The organism is Agromyces mediolanus, from assembly GCF_044917495.1.
In the GTDB taxonomy this organism is placed as follows: domain Bacteria; phylum Actinomycetota; class Actinomycetes; order Actinomycetales; family Microbacteriaceae; genus Agromyces; species Agromyces mediolanus_B.
Genome location: NZ_JAVSSI010000006.1, coordinates 13399 through 31895, shown reverse-complemented (window position 1 = coordinate 31895; position 18497 = coordinate 13399). Strand labels below are relative to the sequence as shown.

Below are 18497 nucleotides of genomic sequence, written 5' to 3'. Positions count from 1 at the left end.
CCGGGATGCATCCGCATCCCGGGCCGTTCCGCGTGTGCGCTGCGCCGGCTCAGACCGCGCGCAGCACCGCCACCACCTTGCCGAGCACCTCGGCGTCGTCGCCGAGGATCGGCTCGAAGGCGCTGTTTCGGGGGAGCAGCCAGGTGTGCCCGTCGCGCTGGCGGAACACCTTGACGGTCGCCTCCTCGTCGAGCATGGCCGCGACGATCTCGCCGTTCTCCGCGGTGCGCTGGGAGCGCACGACGACCCAGTCGCCGTCGCAGATGGCCGCGTCGACCATGGAGTCGCCGACGACCTTCAGCATGAACAGCTCGCCCTTGCCGACGAGCTGGCGGGGGAGCGGGAACACCTCGTCGATCTGCTGCTCGGCAGTGATCGGGATGCCGGCCGCGATGCGGCCGACGAGCGGCACCATGGCGGCGTCGCCGACGGGGATCGGCTCGCCCTCGCTCTGGGGGCGCTCCTCGGTGCCGGGCAGTTCGATGAGCACCTCGAGCGCGCGGGGCCGGTTCGGGTCGCGCCGGAGGTATCCGGCGAGCTCCAGCTGGTTCAGCTGGTGGGTCACGCTCGACAGGGAGGAGAGCCCGACGGCGTCGCCGATCTCCCGCATGCTCGGCGGATAGCCGCGCGTGGCGACGGAGCGCTGCACGACCTCGAGGATCGAGATCTGCTTCGCGCTGAGGCTCTTGCGACGGCGCGCACGCGGTGCCGGCTTGCTGGGTTCGGTGTCGGTGCTCACGTGCTGACGCCCCTCGTCGGCGGCCTTGCGACCGGAATGTCGGTGGTCCCTGCTGGACTGTGTTCGGACATTCGAAACTGTATCCGCGCAGGGCGGGTGCGGCAAACATTCATTCGAGTGTGTCGCGAATTCGATGCGGCCGGATGTTCGAAGAACGACTTGCAGATTCGAACAATCGAAGATAGATTCGGAACATAGCTTCGCATCCGGCCCTCCCGGCCGAGGGCCGGATGCGATTCTCCCCTGGAGGTGTTGAGATGAGCGCAGTCACGGCGACGAGTGCCGGTTTCGCAACGAACCGCTTCGAGGTGCCGCGCACGCGGCTTCGGCTGACCACGCGCGGCCGTGCGGTGTTCACGGTCCTCGGCGCGCTGCCGCTCGTCCTCTGGGCGGCGCTGAGCGTGCTCGGTGCGGGCGCGGCTGCGGCCGACGACGCCATCGGCCAGCCCGGTGCGAGCTTCGACTACGTCACGGTGGGCGCGGGCGACACGCTGTGGGAGATCGCAGAGGCGGCCGACCCCGGTGCCGACCCGCGCGTCGTCATCGACGACATCATCCGCCTCAACGGCCTCGACTCCTCGGTGGTCGAGCCGGGGCAGCGGCTCGCGCTTCCCGCCCAGTGAGCGTCGCCGCCGTGCTCTGCGCCCTGCGCTGAGGTCGAGGCCGCCGGCGTCACATGCGCCGGTCGCTCACTAGCATGGGGTGGTGACGAGCTTCGAAGATCTGCCCATCCGCGACGACCTCCGGGGCCGCACGCCCTACGGCGCGCCGCAGAAGGTTGTTCCGGTCGCACTGAACGTGAACGAGAACACGCATCCGATCCCCGAAGACGTCGCGCACGACATCGTGGCCAGGGTCGCGGCGGCGATCCTCCAGTTGAATCGGTACCCCGATCGCGAGTTCACCGAGCTGCGCGAAGCGTTCGCGGGCTATCTCGGTCACGGGCTCGGTCCCGAGCAGATCTGGGCGGCGAACGGCTCGAACGAGGTGCTGCAGCACCTCCTGCAGGCCTTCGGCGGTCCGGGGCGGCGTGCACTCGGCTTCTCGCCCACCTATTCGATGTACTCGCTGCTCGCCTCCGGCACCGGCACCGAGTGGATCGATGCCCCGCGGGATGCGGAGTACGAGCTGTCCGCGGAGACCGCCGTCGCCGCGATCGAGCAGCACGACCCCGACCTCGTGTTCCTCTGCGCGCCGAACAACCCGACGGGCACGCCCGTGCCCATCGAGACCGTCCGCGCGGTCGCCGATGCCGCCCGCGGCATCGTGATCGTCGACGAGGCCTACTTCGAGTTCACGGAGCCCGGTGCCCCGAGCGCGCTCACGCTGCTCGAGGGACGCCCGCGCCTCGTCGTCTCCCGCACGATGAGCAAGGCGTTCGCCTTCGCCGGCGCCCGCGTCGGCTACCTCGCCGCCGACCCCGCGGTGATCGACGCGCTCCGGCTCGTCCGGCTGCCGTACCACCTGTCCGTGCTGACCCAGGCGGCGGCCCTCGCCGCTCTCGCGCACAGTGACGAGATGCTCGCGATGGTCGACGAGATCCGCGGCCAGCGCGAGCGGATCGAGCGCGAGCTCGAGCGCCTCGGGTTCCACCCGTACCGCAGCGGTTCGAACTTCGTGCTGTTCGGCGGCGTCGACGACCCGGCGGCGCTCTGGCAGGCGCTCCTCGAGCAGGGGGTGCTGATCCGCGACATCGGCCTGCCCGGCAGCCTCCGGGTGAGCGCCGGCACCGAGGCGGAGACGACCGCGTTCCTCGAGGCGATCGCGCGCTTCGCGCCGGCCGCCGCGAATAGGATCGGATCATGACCACGGCGAACCAGCACCGCACGGCCCGCGTCCAGCGCGAGACGAGCGAGTCGAGCATCGACCTCTCCATCGATCTCGACGGCACCGGCACGAGCGACATCGAGACGGGCGTCCCGTTCTACGACCACCTCCTGACGGCGTTCGCCAAGCACTCGCTGAGCGACCTCACCGTGCGGGCGAGCGGCGACGTGCACATCGACGTCCACCACACCGTCGAGGACACCGGCATCGTGCTCGGCCAGGCCATCCGTCAGGCGCTCGGCGACAAGCGCGGCATCTCGCGCTACGGCGACGCGCTCGTGCCGCTCGACGAGGCGCTCGCGCAGGCGGTGGTCGACATCTCCGGCCGTCCCTACCTGGTGCACACCGGGGAGCCCGAGGGCTTCGAATTCCACCTCATCGGCGGGCACTTCACCGGATCGATGGTGCGCCACGTCTTCGAGGCGATCACCTTCAACGCGGGCCTCACCGTGCACGTCCGCGTGCTCGGCGGCCGCGACCCCCACCACATCGCGGAGGCGGAGTTCAAGGCGTTCGCCCGTGCGTTCCGGCAGGCGAAGGCGCTCGACCCGCTCGTCGTCGGCATCCCGTCCACGAAGGGCGCGCTGTGAGTCGCACCCGCCGCGTCGTCGTCCTCGACTACGGCTCCGGCAACGTGCACTCCGCGGCGAAGGCGCTCGAGCGCGCCGGCGCGGAGGTCGAGGTCACGGCCGACCGCGCCGCGGTCATGGAGGCGGACGGCCTCCTCGTGCCCGGCGTCGGCGCCTTCCGCGCGGTGATGGAGCAGCTCCGCTCGGTCCGCGGCGACGAGCTCATCGACCGCCGTCTCGCGGGCGGGCGCCCGGTGCTCGGCATCTGCGTCGGCATGCAGGTCATGTTCGAGCGCGGCGTCGAGCGCGGCACCGACACCGAGGGGCTCGGCGAATGGCCGGGGGTCGTCACCGAGCTGCCGGCCGAGGTCCTGCCCCACATGGGCTGGAACACGGTGACGCCCGACGCGGGCAGCGTGCTCTTCGACGGCATCGAGGACGAGCGCTTCTACTTCGTGCACTCGTTCGCGGCGCAGCAGTGGAGTCTCGACGTCATCCCGCCGTTCCCGCAACCGGCGCTCACCTGGGCCGAGCACGGGGGTCGCTTCCTCGCGGCCGTGGAGAACGGCCCGCTGTCGGCCACCCAGTTCCACCCCGAGAAGTCGGCCGACGCCGGCATCCGGCTGCTCTCCAACTGGATCGGCAGCCTCTGCTGACCAGCGGAGCGCGCGAGCGCTCCGACCCTGACCGTCACGTGTCAACGGCGGCCGCCGGCCGCGACTAGGATGCTGTGACTGTGCCCGAGTGCCGCACAGCGGCCTTCTCTCCGAGGACAGTGATGAGCGAGTTCAACCACACCCCCCGCCTGGTGCTGCTGCCGGCCGTCGACGTCGCGGGCGGCAAGGCCGTCCGCCTGACCAAGGGGGAGGCGGGCACCGAGACGAACTACGGCGACCCCGTCGACGCCGCGGCCGAGTGGGCCGATCAGGGCGCCGACTGGATCCACCTCGTCGACCTCGACGCCGCCTTCGGCCGCGGGTCGAACGCCGGCATCCTGAAGAAGGTCATCCGCCAGGTGCGCGGCGTGAACGTCGAGCTCTCCGGCGGCATCCGCGACGACGCCTCCCTCGAGAACGCGCTCGAGATCGGTGCGAAGCGCATCAACCTCGGCACCGCGGCGCTCGAGAACCCCGAGTGGGCGGCGTCCGTCATCGCCCAGTACGGCGAGGCGATCGCGATCGGCCTCGACGTGCGCGGCACGACGCTCGCCGCACGCGGCTGGACGAAGGACGGCGGCGACCTCTGGCAGGTCATGGACCGCCTCGAGGAGGCCGGCGCGGCGCGCTACGTCGTGACCGACGTCACGAAGGACGGCACCCTGCAGGGGCCGAACCTCGACCTCCTCCGCCAGGTCATGGAGCGCACGCACCGTCCGGTCGTCGCCTCGGGCGGCGTCTCGAACCTCGACGACATCGCCGCGCTGCGCGAGCTCGTCCCGCTCGGGCTCGAAGGCTCGATCGTGGGCAAGGCGCTCTACGCGGGGGCGTTCACCCTCGCCGAGGCCCTCGACGTCGCCGGGTACTGACGGCCCCGCGATGAGCGACGCCGACGACGCGCGCTCCGACGACGAGCGCTCGCCCGAGAAGCGCGGCGAGCCGCGGGAGCTGCCCGCCCACCTCGCCGACTCGGCGGGCGTGCCGTGGGCGGGCCGATCCTTCGAGGCCAACCCGCACGCCGGTGACGACGGCTCGACCCCCGTCGAGCTCGGAGCGGCGCTCATCCGCTTCCGCGACGGCGACGGCTCGCAGGCCGACGTGGTCGCCGAGTTCGGCGGCGCCCGCCTCCTGATCCCGCTCCTCGCCGAGCTCGGCGACGGCGGTTCCGAGATCGGGGCGCACGGGCACGCCGTCGACAAGAGCCAGGAGCTCTCGATCGTGACGGTGGAGGGGCCCGACGGGCGCCGCGTCCTGCCGGTGTTCTCCTCGGTCGACGCGATGCGCGCGTGGAACCCCGAGGCGCGGCCGGTGCCGGCCGACGGGGTCCGGGTCTGCCTCGCCGCCGCCGACGACGGCACCGAGCTCGTGGTGCTCGACCCGGGCTCGGGCGACGAGTTCGTGCTGCGCCGTCCCGCGGTGTGGGCGGTCGCGCAGTCCCACGATTGGCGCCCGCCCTTCGAGTCGGAGCCCGTTCGGCTCGCGTTCGAGCGCTCGACCGCGAGCGAGCTCGCGGTGCTCGGCGTCGAGCTGGCGGCGGGCGATCCGCTCGCTCGCCTCGCCGGCCCGGAGCTCGTCGTGGTGCTGCACCTCGTCGAGGGGCTGACGCGCGAGGAGCTCGACGCGACGACGGCGCGACTCGCGCGGCGCTGGGCCGAGGACGACACCATCGCGACCGGGGTGGACTCGCTCGCCGTTCGTCTCGTCGGCGGCCGCGCCGCCTGAACCGCCTGCGTGTCGGCGGCATCCGCTTGAATGGATGCCATGACCGATGCGCTCGCGGCGTTCTCGGCGGCCACCCGCACGTGGTTCACCGAGGCGTTCCGCGCGCCGACGCCCGTGCAGGCGGGCGCGTGGGCGGCCATCGGGCGCGGGTCGCACGCCCTCGTCGTCGCGCCGACCGGCTCCGGCAAGACGCTCTCCGCGTTCCTCTCCGCGATCGACCGGCTGCACCGGGAGCCGGCGCGCGAGCCCGGCACCCGGGTCGTCTACCTGTCGCCGCTGAAGGCGCTCGGCGTCGACGTCGAGCGCAACCTCCGCGCGCCGCTCACCGGCATCGGGCGGGTCGCCGAGCGGCTCGACGAGACCCCGCCGCCCATCACGGTGGGCGTCCGCTCCGGCGACACCCCGGCCGACGAACGGCGCGCCCTGCAGCGCCGTCCGCCCGACATCCTCATCACGACCCCCGAGTCGCTCTTCCTCATGCTCACCTCGCAGGCGCGCGAGACGCTGCGCTCGGTGGAGACGGTCATCGTCGACGAGATCCACGCCGTCGCCGGGACGAAGCGCGGGGCGCACCTGGCGGTCACGCTCGAACGCCTCGATGCGCTCCTCGAACGGCCCGCCCAGCGCATCGGGCTCTCCGCGACCGTCCGCCCCGTCGAGGAGGTGGCCCGGTTCCTCTGCGCGAGCGCGCCCGTCGAGATCGTCGCGCCGCCCGCCGACAAGCGCTTCGAACTGCGCGTCGTCGTCCCGGTGGAAGACATGGCGCAGCTGCCCGCGAGCGACGACGCCACCGGGTCGATCTGGCCCCACGTCGAGCAGGCCATCCTCGACCAGGTGCTCGCGAACCGCTCGTCGATCGTCTTCGCGAACTCGCGCCGGCTCGCCGAGCGGCTGACCGCGCGGCTCAACGAGCTGCAGCTCGAGGAGTCGGAGCGCGAGGAGCTCGCCGTCGCCGCGGGCAGCGGCGGCCCGCCGGCGCAGGTGATGGCCCAGTCCGGCCAGACGATCGGCGCGCCGCCCGTCATCGCGCGGGCGCACCACGGCTCTGTCAGCAAGGAGCAGCGCGCCGAGATCGAGGACGACCTGAAGTCCGGCCGGCTGCGCTGCGTCGTCGCGACCTCGAGCCTCGAGCTCGGCATCGACATGGGCGCCGTCGACCTCGTGGTGCAGGTCGAGTCCCCGCCCTCGGTGGCGAGCGGCCTGCAGCGGCTCGGGCGCGCCGGGCACCAGGTGGGCGAGGTCTCGCGCGGGGTGATGTTCCCGAAGAACCGGGCCGATCTCGTGCACACGGCGGTCGCCTCCGAGCGGATGCTCGCCGGGGCGATCGAGACGCTGCGGGTCCCGGCGAACCCGCTCGACATCCTCGCGCAGCAGACCATCGCCGCCGCCGCGGTCGACGAGCTCGACGTCGAGGGCTGGTTCGCCACGGTGCGCCGGTCCGCACCGTTCGCCGGGCTGCCGCGCTCGGCCTACGAGGCGACGCTCGACCTGCTCGCCGGCCGCTACCCGTCCGATCGCTTCGGCGAGCTGCGCCCGCGGGTCGTCTGGCACCGCGAGGAGGGCGTCATCGCCGGCCGGCCCGGGGCCCAGCGGCTCGCCGTGACGAACGGCGGCACCATCCCCGACCGGGGCATGTTCGGCGTCTTCCTGGTCGGCGGCGACGAGGGCGCCGCGCGCCGCGTGGGCGAGCTCGACGAGGAGATGGTCTACGAGTCGCGGGTCGGCGACGTGTTCGCGCTGGGTGCGACGAGCTGGCGCATCCAGGAGATCACCTTCGACCGGGTGAACGTCGTGCCGGCCTTCGGGCAGCCGGGCCGGGTGCCGTTCTGGAAGGGCGATGCGCTCGGCCGGCCCGCCGAGCTCGGGCGCGCGCTCGGCGGGTTCATGCGCGAGCTCGCCGCGTCGGCCGAGACGCCGGCGCTCGAGCGGCTGAGCGCGGCAGGCCTCGACGAGAACGCGGCGCGCAATCTGCTCGCCTTCCTCGCCGACCAGGCGCGGGCCACCGGCCAGGTGCCGAGCGACCGCACGCTCGTTGTCGAGCGCACCCGCGACGAGCTCGGCGACTGGCGGGTCATCCTGCACTCGCCGTTCGGCATGCCGGTGCACGCGCCGTGGGCGCTCGCCGTCGCGGCGCGGGTGCGCGAGCGGCTCGGGGTCGACGGCTCGGCCGTCGCGTCCGACGACGGCATCATCGTGCGGGTGCCCGACACCGGACAGGATCCGCCGGGCGCGGAGCTGTTCGTCTTCGAGACCGGCGAGCTGGAGCAGCTGGTCGCCGACGAGGTCGGCGGGTCCGCGCTGTTCGCGAGCCGCTTCCGGGAGTGCGCCGCCCGGGCCCTGCTCCTGCCGCAGTACCAACCGGGCCGGCGTTCACCGCTCTGGCAGCAGCGGCAGAAGGCCGCCCAGCTGCTCGAGGTCGCGAGCGCGTACCCGACGTTCCCGATCATCCTCGAGACCGTCCGCGAGGTGCTGCAGGACGTCTACGACGTCCCCGGGCTCGTCGCGATCGCCGGCGACATCGCCGCGCGGCGGGTGCGGCTCGTCGAGGTGACGACCGACACGCCGAGCCCCTTCGCGAGCGCGCTGCTGTTCGGCTACGTCGGCGCGTTCATGTACGAGGGCGATTCGCCGCTCGCGGAGCGCCGGGCGGCCGCGCTCGCGATCGACCAGTCGCTGCTCGGGGAGCTCCTCGGCCGGGTGGAGCTCCGCGAGCTCCTCGACCCGGGCGTGATCGACGAGACCGAGGCCGAGCTGCAGCGGCTCGCTCCGGACCGCCGGGCGAGGGGCGTCGAGGGCGTCGCCGATCTGCTGCGGGTGCTGGGGCCGCTCCGGGACGACGAACTCGTCGCGCGCGTCGAGGCGGAGACGGATGCCGCGGCGGCGGTCGCCGGGCTCGTGGCCGAACGCCGGGCCGTCCGGGTCTCCTTCGCCGGCGCGGAGTTCGTCGCCGCCGTCGAGGACGTGGGCCGCCTCCGCGACGCCCTGGGCGTCCCGGTGCCGCCCGGGGTCGCGGCGGCGTTCGGCGAGGGCGTCGCCGATCCGCTCGGCGACCTGATCGGCCGCTATGCGCGGACGCACGGGCCGTTCGCCGTCGAGGACGTCGCCGAGCGCTTCGGCATCGGGGTCGCGGTCGCCCGTTCGGCGCTTCGCCGGCTCGCCGACGAGCGACGCGTGGTCGAGGGGGAGTTCCGCCCGCACGGCACGTCGACGGAGTGGTGCGACGCCGAGGTGCTGCGCCGGCTCCGCCGACGCTCCCTCGCCGCACTGCGGCACGAGATCGAACCGGTCCCGCAGCAGGCGCTGGCCCGGTTCCTGCCCGCCTGGCAGCACGTCGGCGGCACGCTGCACGGGCTCGACGGAGTCGTCGCCGCCGTCGAGCAGCTCGAGGGGGCGCGGCTGCCCGCCTCCGCGTGGGAGTCGCTCGTGCTGCCGGCGCGCGTCGCCGACTACTCGCCCGCCATGCTCGACGAGCTGATGGCGGCCGGGGAGGTGCTCTGGGCGGGTTCCGGCTCGCTCGCCGGCGACGACGGCTGGATCACCCTGCACCTCGCCGAGACGGCGCCGCTCACCCTTCCGGCGCCCGCCCCGATCGAGCTCGATCCCGTGCAGCGGGAGCTCCTCGTCGCCCTCGGTTCGGGCGGGGCGTTCTTCTTCCGCCAGCTCGCCGACGCGGTCGGCGCCTTCGGCGAGCTCGAGCACGCCCCCGACGATGCGGCGCTCGTCGAGGCGCTGTGGGGCCTCGCCTGGTCGGGGCTCGTGACGGGCGACACCTTCGCGCCGGTGCGCGCGCTCGTCGGCGCGGGACGGAGCGCCCACAAGTCCTCGCGGCCGGCGCCGCGGGCCCGGATGCTCCGGGGGCGCGCCCTGCCCCGCGCGACCATGCCGAGCCGGAGCGGACCGCCCTCCGTCGCCGGCCGGTGGTCGGTGCTCCCGGTCGCCGACGACGACGCGACCCGGCGTGCGCACGCGCTCGGGGAGACGCTGCTCGACCGCTACGGCGTCGTCACCCGGGGCAGCGTGGTCGCCGAGGGCGTGCTCGGCGGCTTCGCCCTCGCGTACAAGACGCTGCGCGGCTTCGAGGACTCCGGCCGATCCCGCCGCGGCTACTTCGTGGAACGGCTCGGGGCCGCCCAGTTCGCGGCGCCCGGTGCCGTCGACCGGCTCCGCGGCTTCGCCGAGTCCGCGAACGGGGCGGCCGGGTCCGGCGACCCCGACGGCTCGGCGGCGGTGCTGCGCCAAGGGACGGCCTCGGCGGGTCCCGATGGGGCCGGTCTCCGCCCGCTGGCACTCGCAGCGACCGACCCGGCGAACGCCTACGGGGCTGCGCTGCCCTGGCCCGAGCCCCCGGGGGAGAGCTCGCACCGGGCGGCTCGCAAGGCGGGTGCCGTCGTGGTGCTGGTCGACGGCGAGCTCGTCTGCTACGTCGAGCGCGGCGGCAAGACGGTGCTCGTCTACCGCGACGACGAGGCCACGTTGCACGCGGCGGCGGGCGCGCTCGCCGCGCTCGTGCACTCCGGTCGGGTGCGCCGGCTCGCAGTGGAGTCCGTCAACGGCGTGTTCGTGCTCGGCACCCCGTTCGGTCGGGCGCTCGGTGCTGCGGGATTCGGCGAGACGCCGAGAGGGGTGCGCCTCGATGCCCGAAGGTGACACCGTCTACCGGGCCGCCGCTCGGCTCCGGGAGGCGCTCGCCGGGCGGGTGCTCACCCGCAGCGACTTCCGGGTGCCGCGGTTCGCGACGGCCGATCTCCGCGGCGAGACGGTCGAGGAGGTCGTGAGCCGCGGCAAGCACCTGCTCGTCCGCACCGCCGCGTGGAGCATCCGCACCCACCTCAAGATGGAGGGGGAGTGGCGGGTCTATGCGCCCGGCCAGCCCTGGGGGAAGCCCGCTCAACTCGCCCGGCTCGTGCTCGCGAACGCGGAGTCCGTCGCGGTCGGCTTCGAGCTCGGCGAGGTGGAGCTGCTGCCCCGCGATGCGGAGGACGCGGCGCTCGAACGGCTGGGCCCGGATCTCCTCGGCCCCGACTGGGACCCGGTCGAGGCGACCGCCAGGCTCTCGGCCCGGGCCGAGCAGCCCGTCGCGGTCGCCCTGCTCGATCAGCGGGTGCTCGCGGGCCTCGGCAACGTGTACGTCAACGAGCTGTGCTTCCTGCGCGGCATCCGCCCCGACCGGCCGGTGGCGGACGCGGGCGACCCGGCGCGGATCGTCGATCTCGCCCACCGGCTCATCACCGCGAACCGGGAGCGCGTGGCGCGGGTCACGACCGGAGTCGATCGCCGCGGCGCTCGGCTCTGGGTCTACGGCCGCGCCGGCGCGCCCTGCCGGCGCTGCGGCACCCTGGTCGAGCGCGGAGAGCTCGGACGCGGGCGCACCGACTCGGTCACCGACCCGCAGGAGCGGGTGGTCTTCTTCTGCCCGCACTGCCAGCGCTGAACACGGCGCCGCAGCGAACCGCTGCGCCGCGGGTGTCGGACGGACGCCCCGATCAGCTGACCGGGCCGGTCCACTTCTCGCCCGGGCCCTGGCCGATGGGGTCGGGGATGGCGGAGGTCTCGCGGAACGCGAGCTGGAGCGAGCGGAGGCCGTCGCGGAGCGAGCGCGCGTGCATGTCGCTGATCTCCGGGGCGCCGGCGGTGATGAGCCCGGCGAGGGCGTTGATGAGCTTGCGGGCCTCGTCGAGGTCGAGCTGCGAATCGGGATCGTCGGCGAGTCCGACCTTGACGGCGGCGGCGCTCATGAGGTGGACGGCGGCCGTCGTGATCACCTCGACCGCGGGCACCTCGGCGATGTCGCGGGTGGCGTCGGCGGCCTCGGCCGCGACCGCTGCGGCGTACTGCTCGGCTTCCTCCCCGTGCGAGTGGACGGCGGGGGACTCGGCGGAATTGTCGGTCACGGATTTCCTCTGCTAAACTTCTGCGGGCTCCGGGGTTCATCCCCGGTACGAAAGTGGATCTTCTCCCACCCGCGCTGACCGCTCAAGGTTACCGGGTCGTTGCACTCCGCCGGGTCTCGCGAGAGGCCGGGTAGTCAGGGTGCCGCACGAGCCCTCGGAATCCGTTCCGGGGGAGCAGTGCGTGCCAGAGTTTCTGGCAAAGGAGTGCCGCTCTCGTCGTCGGGCGGCATCCGTCTCCCGATCGGCTTCTGAAGAATGCCTTGAGCAGAGGAGACACGCATCAGCGATCCGCGTACCAATGACCGTATCCGCGTCCCCGAGGTCCGTCTCGTGGGTCCTGGCGGAGAGCAGGTCGGCGTCGTGAAGATCGAGGTGGCCCTGCGGCTCGCGCAGGAGGCGGACCTCGACCTCGTCGAGGTCGCACCGAACTCCCGCCCGCCGGTCGTCAAGATCATGGACTACGGCAAGTACAAGTACGAGGCTGCGCAGAAGGCCAAGGAGGCCCGGCGCAATCAGGCGAACACCATCCTCAAAGAGGTCCGGTTCCGCCTCAAGATCGACAAGCACGATTACGAGACCAAGATGAAGCGCGCCGTCGGCTTCCTGAAGGCCGGCGACAAGGTCAAGGCGATGATCCTGTTCCGCGGTCGCGAGCAGTCGCGCCCCGAGATGGGCGTCCGCCTGCTGCAGCGCTTCGCCGAGGACGTGGCGGAGTTCGGCACCGTCGAGCACACGCCCACCATCGACGGCCGCAACATGGTCATGGTCATCGCTCCGCTCAAGAACAAGTCCGAGGCCAAGGCCGAGGCGAACGCACAGCGTGCTGCGTCCAAGGCGCGACCGGCCGAGGCCGGCGAGCCCGAGGCGCAGACGGCAGAGTCCGGTACGGACGAAGCCTGACACCCCCGTCCGTCATTCGTGGCGGCAGATCCAAGGAGAACACGAGATGCCGAAGCAGAAGACCCACTCCGGGTCCAAGAAGCGCTTCAAGATCACCGGCAGCGGCAAGATCAAGAAGCAGCAGGCCGGTATGCGCCACAACCTCGAGGGCAAGTCCTCGGTGCGCACCCGCCGCCTGAACCAGGACAAGGTCGCCGCGGCGCCCGACGCCAAGGTCATCAAGAAGCTTCTCGGCCGCTGAGCCGAAGAGACCCGTAAGGAACACACGTCATGGCAAGAGTGAAGCGCGCTGTCAATGCGCACAAGAAGCGTCGGGTCATCCTCGAGCGCGCCGAGGGCTACCGCGGTCAGCGGTCGCGCCTCTACCGCAAGGCGAAGGAGCAGGTCACCCACTCCCTCGTCTACTCGTACAACGACCGCCGCAAGAAGAAGGGCGACTTCCGTCGCCTGTGGATCCAGCGGATCAACGCGGCCTCGCGCGCGAACGGCCTCACCTACAACCGCCTCATCCAGGGCCTTGGCCTGGCCGGCGTCGAGGTCGACCGTCGCATCCTCGCGGAGCTCGCGGTGAACGAGCCCACCGCGTTCGCGGCGCTCGTCGAGACCGCCAAGAAGGCGCTCCCCGCCGACGTCAACGCGCCTTCGGCCGCGTAACGTCGCTTCGGCACCCGAAGGGTCCGGCATCCTGCACAGGATGCCGGGCCCTTCGCCGTCCCCGGGGGCCGGCGGCTGCCGGGGACGGCCCGCCCCGCGTCGTCGAGCAGGGCGGCCGCCCCGACCGTCGAGCGGCGCGACCGCCCCGGTGCGCGGCCGGATGGCGCGCGGCGGGATGGCGCGGCGCGGGGCGCCCCGCTCGCTAGGCTGAAGGCATGCTCGAGAACCCCCGTTCGCCGCGCGTCCGCGCCGTGGCGAAGCTCGCGAAGAAGCCCGCCCGCCAGGAGAGCGGCCGCTTCCTGCTCGAGGGGCCGCAGTCCGTCGGCGAAGCCCTCAGCTTCCGTCCCGAGCTCGTCGAGGAGCTCTTCGCGACGCCGACGGCGCTCGAGCGCCACCCCGAGCTCGCCGAACGCGCGCGCGAGCACGGCCTCGAGGTCGAGTTCGTGACTGAGCAGGTGCTCGAGTCGATGGCCGACACGGTGACGCCGCAGGGCTTCGTCGCCGTCTGCCGGCAGTTCCCGACCGCCGTGAAGGACGTCTTCGCCGCGAAGCCGAAGCTCATCGCGATCCTCGAGGAGGTGCGCGACCCCGGCAACCTCGGCACGATCGTCCGTGCGGCCGACGCGGCGGGCGCCGACGCGGTCGTGCTCACCGGCCGCGCCGTCGATCTCTACAACCCGAAGGTGGTGCGGAGCTCCACGGGCTCGATCTTCCACCTGCCGGTCGCGGTGGGCGCGGAGCTCGAGGACATCGTGACGCGCGCCCGTGCAGCGGGCCTCACCGTGCTCGCCGCCGACGTCAAGGGCGACGACCTCCTCGCCGTGCGCACCGAGGGCCTCCTGGCGGAGCCGACGGCCTGGATCTTCGGCAACGAGGCCCGGGGGCTCGACGACGAGAAACTGGCCCTCTCCGACCGCGCCGTGGTCGTCCCGATCTACGGCAACGCCGAGTCGATGAACCTCGCCACGGCGGCCTCGGTCTGCCTCTACGAGAGCGCGTTCGCACACCGGAGCTGATCACGAATCGGTAACCGCGCCGCTCGCGCTCTGGCGATTCGCGGGTCGTTGTCCCTAACTTGGGGGGTATGCAGCGCAGCGAACCCGGGACCGACACGTCGAACTTCTCGGTGCGCCGGGGAGAACCGCTGGTCGTCGTCGACCACGTCGAGAAGCACTACGGGCAGTTCCACGCACTGAAAGACGTCTCGTTGAGCGTCGATCGCGGTGAGGTCGTCGTCGTCATCGGTCCGTCCGGGTCCGGCAAGTCGACGCTCTGCCGCACGGTCAACCGACTCGAGACGTTCACGTCCGGCTCGATCCGCATCGACGGCGCCGAGCTGCCGAAGGAGGGCAAGGCGCTCGCCGAGCTCCGCGCCGACGTCGGCATGGTGTTCCAGTCCTTCAACCTGTTCTCGCACCTGACGGTGCTCGACAACGTCACCCTCGGGCCGATCAAGGTCAAGCGGCAGTCGAAGGCGGATGCCGAGCGCGCGGCGCGCGTGCTGCTCGAGCGCGTCGGCGTCGCCCAGCAGGCCGAGAAGCTGCCCGGTCAGCTCTCCGGCGGCCAGCAGCAGCGCGTGGCGATCGCCCGGGCGCTCGCGATGAACCCCAAGGTGATGCTCTTCGACGAGCCGACGAGCGCGCTCGACCCGGAGATGATCAACGAGGTCCTCGACGTCATGGTCGGCCTCGCCCACGACGGCATGACGATGATCGTCGTCACCCACGAGATGGGCTTCGCCAGGAAGGCGGCCGACCGCGTCGTGTTCATGGCCGACGGGCAGATCGTCGAGGAGGCGGCGCCCGAGGAGTTCTTCACGGCGCCGAAGAGCGCGCGCGCCAAGGACTTCCTCTCGAAGCTCATCACCCACTAGACGTCCGCGCCCTGCCGCGGCGACCCGAACGACGGATACGAAACCAGGAGGATCACATGCGAAGCAGAACACGACTCGCCGGCGCCATCGCCGGCCTCGCGGTCGCGGCACTCGCCCTGACCGGCTGCAACAGCGGGAGCCCCGGTGACCCGTCCGGCGACGCCGGCGACGCGAGCGACGCGCCGCTCTGGGAGGTCGCCACGGATGTGCAGCTCGAGGGCAGCCCCACCTTCGACGCGATGACCGAGCGCGGCAAGGTCGTCATCGGGGTGAAGAACGACCAGCCCGGCCTCGGCTACGAGGACGCCGCCTCGGGGGAGCGCAGCGGCTTCGACATCGACATCGCGCGCTGGATCGCGGCGTCGCTCGGCTTCGACGAGGACCAGATCGAGTACCAGACGATCCCGTCGGCGAACCGCGAGCAGGCGATCGTGAACGGCGACATCGATTACTACGTCGGCACGTACTCGATCACCGACAAGCGCAAGGAGCAGATCGACTTCGCGGGCCCCTACCTCATCACGGGGCAGGGCCTGCTGGTCGCCGCCGACAACGAGGACATCAACGGACCCGACGACCTCGCCGGCAAGATCGTCTGCTCGGTGACGGGGTCGACCCCGCTGCAGCGCATCCGGGACGAGTACAACCCGGGCGACACCGTCGAGTACGACACGTACTCGCAGTGCGTCGACCAGCTCGTGCAGGGCTCCGTGGACGCGATCACGACCGACGAGGCGATCCTCGCCGGCTACGTGGCGCAGCAGCCCGATGAGCTGAAGATCGCGGGCGAGCCGTTCAGCGAGGAGCGCTACGGCGTCGGCCTCGCCAAGGGCGACACCGAGCTGCAGGCCCACATCAACGAGCTCTTCACCGACGGCGGCGACGTGTGGCAGGCGCTCTTCGACGAGCACCTCGCACCCGCCGGCATCAAGGGCGAGCAGCCGGCCGTCGACTGATCGGAGCGGGCGGGGGCTCCGGCCCCCGCCCGTCTCGCCGGCCGACCCGATCCGCGGAGGAGCACGATGGGCATCATCACCGACAACCTCGACCTCTGGTCGTCGACCCTGCTCGGCACGCTCGTGCTGTTCTTCGCGGGCGGCCTGCTCGCGCTCGTGCTCGGCACGATCGTCGGCGCGATGCGGGTCTCGCCGATCCCGGTCGCCCGGGCGGTCGGCACGTTCTACGTCAACACCATCCGCAACACCCCGCTCACCCTCGTCTTCTTCGCCTTCGCGTTCGCGCTGCCGCCGCTGCTCGGCCTCCGGCTGACCGGCGACGTGTCGTTGACGCTCGCGATCTGCGCGCTCGGCATCTACACCGCCACCTACGTCGCGGAGACCATCCGCTCCGGCATCAACACCGTGCCGGTCGGGCAGGCGGAGGCGGCACGCGCGCTCGGCCTCACCTTCGGGCAGGTCATGACGCTCGTGGTGCTGCCGCAGGCGTTCCGCTCGGTCATCCCGCCGATGATGAGCGTGTTCATCGCCCTGCTGAAGAACACGACCGTCGCGGCGGGCTTCTCCGTCGTGAACCTCGGCTCCGTCCGCAGCTACCTCAGCGAGCGCGGCGAGAACCAGTTCGTGGCGATCCTCTGGGTCATGGTCGTCTTCGTGGTTCTCGTGCTCCTGCTGTCCTGGCTGCAGCGAACGTTCGAGAACCGTTGGAAGGTGGCCCGATGAGCAGCGTCCTCTACGACGTCCCCGGCCCTCGGGCGATCGCGCGCAACCGCATCCTCGGCGTCTTCACCGTGCTCGTCGTGCTCGGGCTGCTCGGCTTCATCGTGTGGCGGCTCTGGGAGACGGGCCAGTTCTCCGCGGAGAAGTGGGACGCCTTCACCTACTCGAACGTGTGGCTCCAGATCGGGCTCGCCACGGGGCGCACGCTCGCGGCGTTCGGCGTCGCGGCGGTCGGCGCGCTCGCGCTCGGCTTCGTACTCGCCATCGGCCGGCTGAGCGACCACGCCTGGCTGCGCGGGCCGGTCGGCGCCGTCGTCGAGGTGCTCCGCGCCATCCCGGTGCTCGTGTTCATGTTCCTGCTCTACTACGGCCTGCCGGTCCTCGGCATCCGCATGGAGCCGTACTGGGCGGTCGTGATCGCGCTCGTCGCCTACAACGGTTCGGTGCTCGCGGAGGTCATCCGGGCCGGCGTGGAATCGCTGCCGAAGGGGCAGAGCGAGGCCGGGTACGCGATCGGCCTGCGCAAGGCCTCGGTGATGCGGCTGATCCTCCTGCCACAGGCGATCCGCGCGATGATGCCGGTGATCATCGCCCAGCTCGTGGTGACGCTGAAGGACACCGCGCTCGGCTACATCATCACGTACCAGGAGCTGCTCTTCTACGCCCGCTACATCGGCTCCCAGTCGACGTACGGTTCGCCGATCGTCCCGGCGACGATCGTCGTCGGTGCGATCTACATCGTGCTCTGCCTGATCCTCTCCTTCGTGGCGAACCGCGTCGAGCGCCGGCTCCGCCGCAGCGCGAAGCTCGTGGCGGGCGTCGCCCCCGCCGACGACGGGATGACCGCGACGCGCGCCGTCGCGGTGCAGGCGGGTCTCGACGACGCCGAACCGCGTCGCTGAGCGTGCGGCGTCCCCCGTTCGCGGCGGCCGACTAGACTCGTTCTTCGTGCCAGAGCCCACTGAAATCACCGAGCCCGCGGTCGCCGCGGCCGTCGACGCCGCCCTCGCGGCGATCGCCGCCGCGGGAGACTCCGCCGCGCTCAAGCAGGTCCGCGCCGAGCACACCGGCGAGAAGTCGCCGCTCGCCCAGTTGAACGCGCTGCTGCGCAGCGTGCCGAACGAGCAGAAGGCCGCCCTCGGCAAGCTCGTCGGCGGCGCGCGCGGGCGCGTGAACCAGGCGTTCGCGGCGCGCGAGACGGAGATCACCGCCGCCGAGGCCGAGGCCCGCCTCGCCGCCGAGGCCGTCGACGTGACCGCGCTGCCGTCGCGCTACACGGCGGGCGCGAGGCATCCGCTCGCCCTCCTGCAGGACCGCGTCGCCGAGATCTTCACCGGCATGGGCTGGGAGATCGCCGAGGGCCCCGAGGTCGAGAGCGAGTGGTTCAACTTCGACGCGCTGAACTTCGACCCCGACCACCCCGCCCGCGCGATGCAGGACACCTTCTTCATCGACCCGCCGGAGCAGCACCTCGTGCTCCGCACGCACACGAGCCCGGTGCAGGTGCGTTCGATGCTCGAGCGCGAGGTGCCGATCTACGTGCTCGCCCCCGGGCGCGTCTACCGCACCGACGAGTTCGACGCGACCCACCTGCCGGTGTTCATGCAGTTCGAGGGGCTCGCGGTCGACCGCGGCCTCACGATGGCGCACCTGAAGGGCACGCTCGACCACTTCGTGAAGGCCGTCTTCGGCGAGGAGGCGAAGATCCGCCTGCGCCCGAGCTACTTCCCCTTCACCGAGCCGAGCGCCGAGCTCGACTTCTGGCACCCGACCTTCAAGGGCGGCGCGCGCTGGATCGAGTGGGGCGGCTGCGGCATGATCCACCCGAACGTGCTCCGCTCCGCGGGCATCGACCCGGAGGAGTACTCCGGCTTCGCGTTCGGGATGGGCGTCGAGCGCGGGCTGATGCTCCGCAACGACGTCTCCGACATGCGCGACATGGCCGAGGGCGATGTCCGTTTCTCCCAGCAGTTCGGAATGGTGGTCTGAC

19 protein-coding genes are annotated in these 18497 nt (G+C 72.1%); 17 read left to right on the top strand and 2 right to left on the bottom strand.

Features of this window, described 5'->3' with window-relative positions; all coding sequences use genetic code 11:
• Window positions 1-49: 49 nt before the first annotated feature.
• A complete protein-coding gene (gene lexA / locus ROT00_RS10265) occupies window positions 50-739 on the bottom strand; it encodes a transcriptional repressor LexA (RefSeq protein ID WP_404774569.1) in 690 nt (229 codons plus the stop codon).
• Between the two features lie 257 nt (window positions 740-996).
• On the opposite strand from lexA, the gene ROT00_RS10260 reads away from it, so the two are divergent.
• From ROT00_RS10260 to ROT00_RS10225, 8 genes are all read left to right on the top strand, one after another.
• Entirely contained in the window at window positions 997-1362 is a 366-nt protein-coding gene (locus ROT00_RS10260; RefSeq protein ID WP_404774567.1) for a LysM peptidoglycan-binding domain-containing protein, read from the top strand.
• A gap of 82 nt (window positions 1363-1444) precedes the next feature.
• Window positions 1445-2545: a histidinol-phosphate transaminase gene (locus tag ROT00_RS10255; RefSeq protein ID WP_404774565.1), complete on the top strand. Its 1101-nt coding sequence runs from the start codon at window positions 1445-1447 to the stop codon at window positions 2543-2545.
• Complete coding sequence (hisB, locus tag ROT00_RS10250) at window positions 2542-3156, top strand: imidazoleglycerol-phosphate dehydratase HisB (protein ID WP_404774563.1); 615 nt, start codon at window positions 2542-2544, stop codon at window positions 3154-3156. The genes ROT00_RS10255 and hisB overlap by 4 nt, the downstream gene beginning before the upstream one ends.
• Window positions 3153-3791, top strand: a complete 639-nt coding sequence (hisH, locus tag ROT00_RS10245) for an imidazole glycerol phosphate synthase subunit HisH (protein ID WP_404774561.1) — start codon at window positions 3153-3155, stop codon at window positions 3789-3791. The genes hisB and hisH overlap by 4 nt, the downstream gene beginning before the upstream one ends.
• A gap of 122 nt (window positions 3792-3913) precedes the next feature.
• Window positions 3914-4660, top strand: a complete 747-nt coding sequence (gene priA, locus ROT00_RS10240) for a bifunctional 1-(5-phosphoribosyl)-5-((5-phosphoribosylamino)methylideneamino)imidazole-4-carboxamide isomerase/phosphoribosylanthranilate isomerase PriA (protein ID WP_251202568.1) — start codon at window positions 3914-3916, stop codon at window positions 4658-4660.
• A 10-nt stretch (window positions 4661-4670) separates the two neighbouring features.
• The gene (locus ROT00_RS10235; protein ID WP_404774560.1) at window positions 4671-5513 is read left to right on the top strand and encodes an SseB family protein; all 843 of its coding nucleotides are present in this window, start codon (window positions 4671-4673) and stop codon (window positions 5511-5513) included.
• Window positions 5514-5552: 39 nt separating this feature from the next.
• Window positions 5553-10160, top strand: coding sequence for an ATP-dependent helicase (locus ROT00_RS10230; RefSeq protein ID WP_404774558.1), 4608 nt, complete (start codon window positions 5553-5555; stop codon window positions 10158-10160).
• Window positions 10147-10944, top strand: coding sequence for a DNA-formamidopyrimidine glycosylase family protein (locus ROT00_RS10225; RefSeq protein WP_404774556.1), 798 nt, complete (start codon window positions 10147-10149; stop codon window positions 10942-10944). The genes ROT00_RS10230 and ROT00_RS10225 overlap by 14 nt, the downstream gene beginning before the upstream one ends.
• A gap of 52 nt (window positions 10945-10996) precedes the next feature.
• Here ROT00_RS10225 and ROT00_RS10220 read toward each other — a convergent pair whose 3' ends face one another.
• The gene (locus ROT00_RS10220) at window positions 10997-11404 is read right to left on the bottom strand and encodes a DUF1844 domain-containing protein (RefSeq protein WP_404774554.1); all 408 of its coding nucleotides are present in this window, start codon (window positions 11402-11404) and stop codon (window positions 10997-10999) included.
• 279 nt (window positions 11405-11683) lie between these two features.
• Here ROT00_RS10220 and infC point away from each other — a divergent pair, with 279 nt between their 5' ends.
• The 9 genes from infC (at window position 11684) to pheS (ending at window position 18496) form a co-directional block, all read left to right on the top strand.
• Window positions 11684-12304: a translation initiation factor IF-3 gene (infC, locus tag ROT00_RS10215; protein ID WP_189086189.1), complete on the top strand. Its 621-nt coding sequence runs from the start codon at window positions 11684-11686 to the stop codon at window positions 12302-12304.
• Between the two features lie 46 nt (window positions 12305-12350).
• Complete coding sequence (gene rpmI / locus ROT00_RS10210) at window positions 12351-12545, top strand: 50S ribosomal protein L35 (protein ID WP_243568617.1); 195 nt, start codon at window positions 12351-12353, stop codon at window positions 12543-12545.
• A gap of 29 nt (window positions 12546-12574) precedes the next feature.
• Window positions 12575-12958, top strand: a complete 384-nt coding sequence (gene rplT, locus ROT00_RS10205; RefSeq protein WP_189086013.1) for a 50S ribosomal protein L20 — start codon at window positions 12575-12577, stop codon at window positions 12956-12958.
• Between the two features lie 215 nt (window positions 12959-13173).
• Window positions 13174-13974 (top strand): TrmH family RNA methyltransferase, encoded by an 801-nt coding sequence (locus ROT00_RS10200; RefSeq protein ID WP_404774552.1) that lies wholly within the window; start codon window positions 13174-13176, stop codon window positions 13972-13974.
• 68 nt (window positions 13975-14042) lie between these two features.
• On the top strand, window positions 14043-14831 hold the full coding sequence (locus ROT00_RS10195) for an amino acid ABC transporter ATP-binding protein (RefSeq protein ID WP_404774551.1): 789 nt from the start codon (window positions 14043-14045) through the stop codon (window positions 14829-14831).
• A gap of 56 nt (window positions 14832-14887) precedes the next feature.
• A complete protein-coding gene (locus ROT00_RS10190) occupies window positions 14888-15787 on the top strand; it encodes a glutamate ABC transporter substrate-binding protein (protein ID WP_404774549.1) in 900 nt (299 codons plus the stop codon).
• A 66-nt stretch (window positions 15788-15853) separates the two neighbouring features.
• The gene (locus ROT00_RS10185) at window positions 15854-16510 is read left to right on the top strand and encodes an amino acid ABC transporter permease (RefSeq protein WP_404774548.1); all 657 of its coding nucleotides are present in this window, start codon (window positions 15854-15856) and stop codon (window positions 16508-16510) included.
• Window positions 16507-17409, top strand: coding sequence for an amino acid ABC transporter permease (locus tag ROT00_RS10180; protein ID WP_404774546.1), 903 nt, complete (start codon window positions 16507-16509; stop codon window positions 17407-17409). Before ROT00_RS10185 ends, ROT00_RS10180 begins: the two co-directional genes overlap by 4 nt.
• 46 nt (window positions 17410-17455) lie before the next feature.
• Window positions 17456-18496 carry a phenylalanine--tRNA ligase subunit alpha gene (pheS, locus tag ROT00_RS10175; RefSeq protein ID WP_404774544.1) on the top strand — a complete coding sequence of 347 codons (1041 nt, stop codon included), beginning with the start codon at window positions 17456-17458 and terminating at the stop codon, window positions 18494-18496.
• Window position 18497 lies beyond the last annotated feature (1 nt).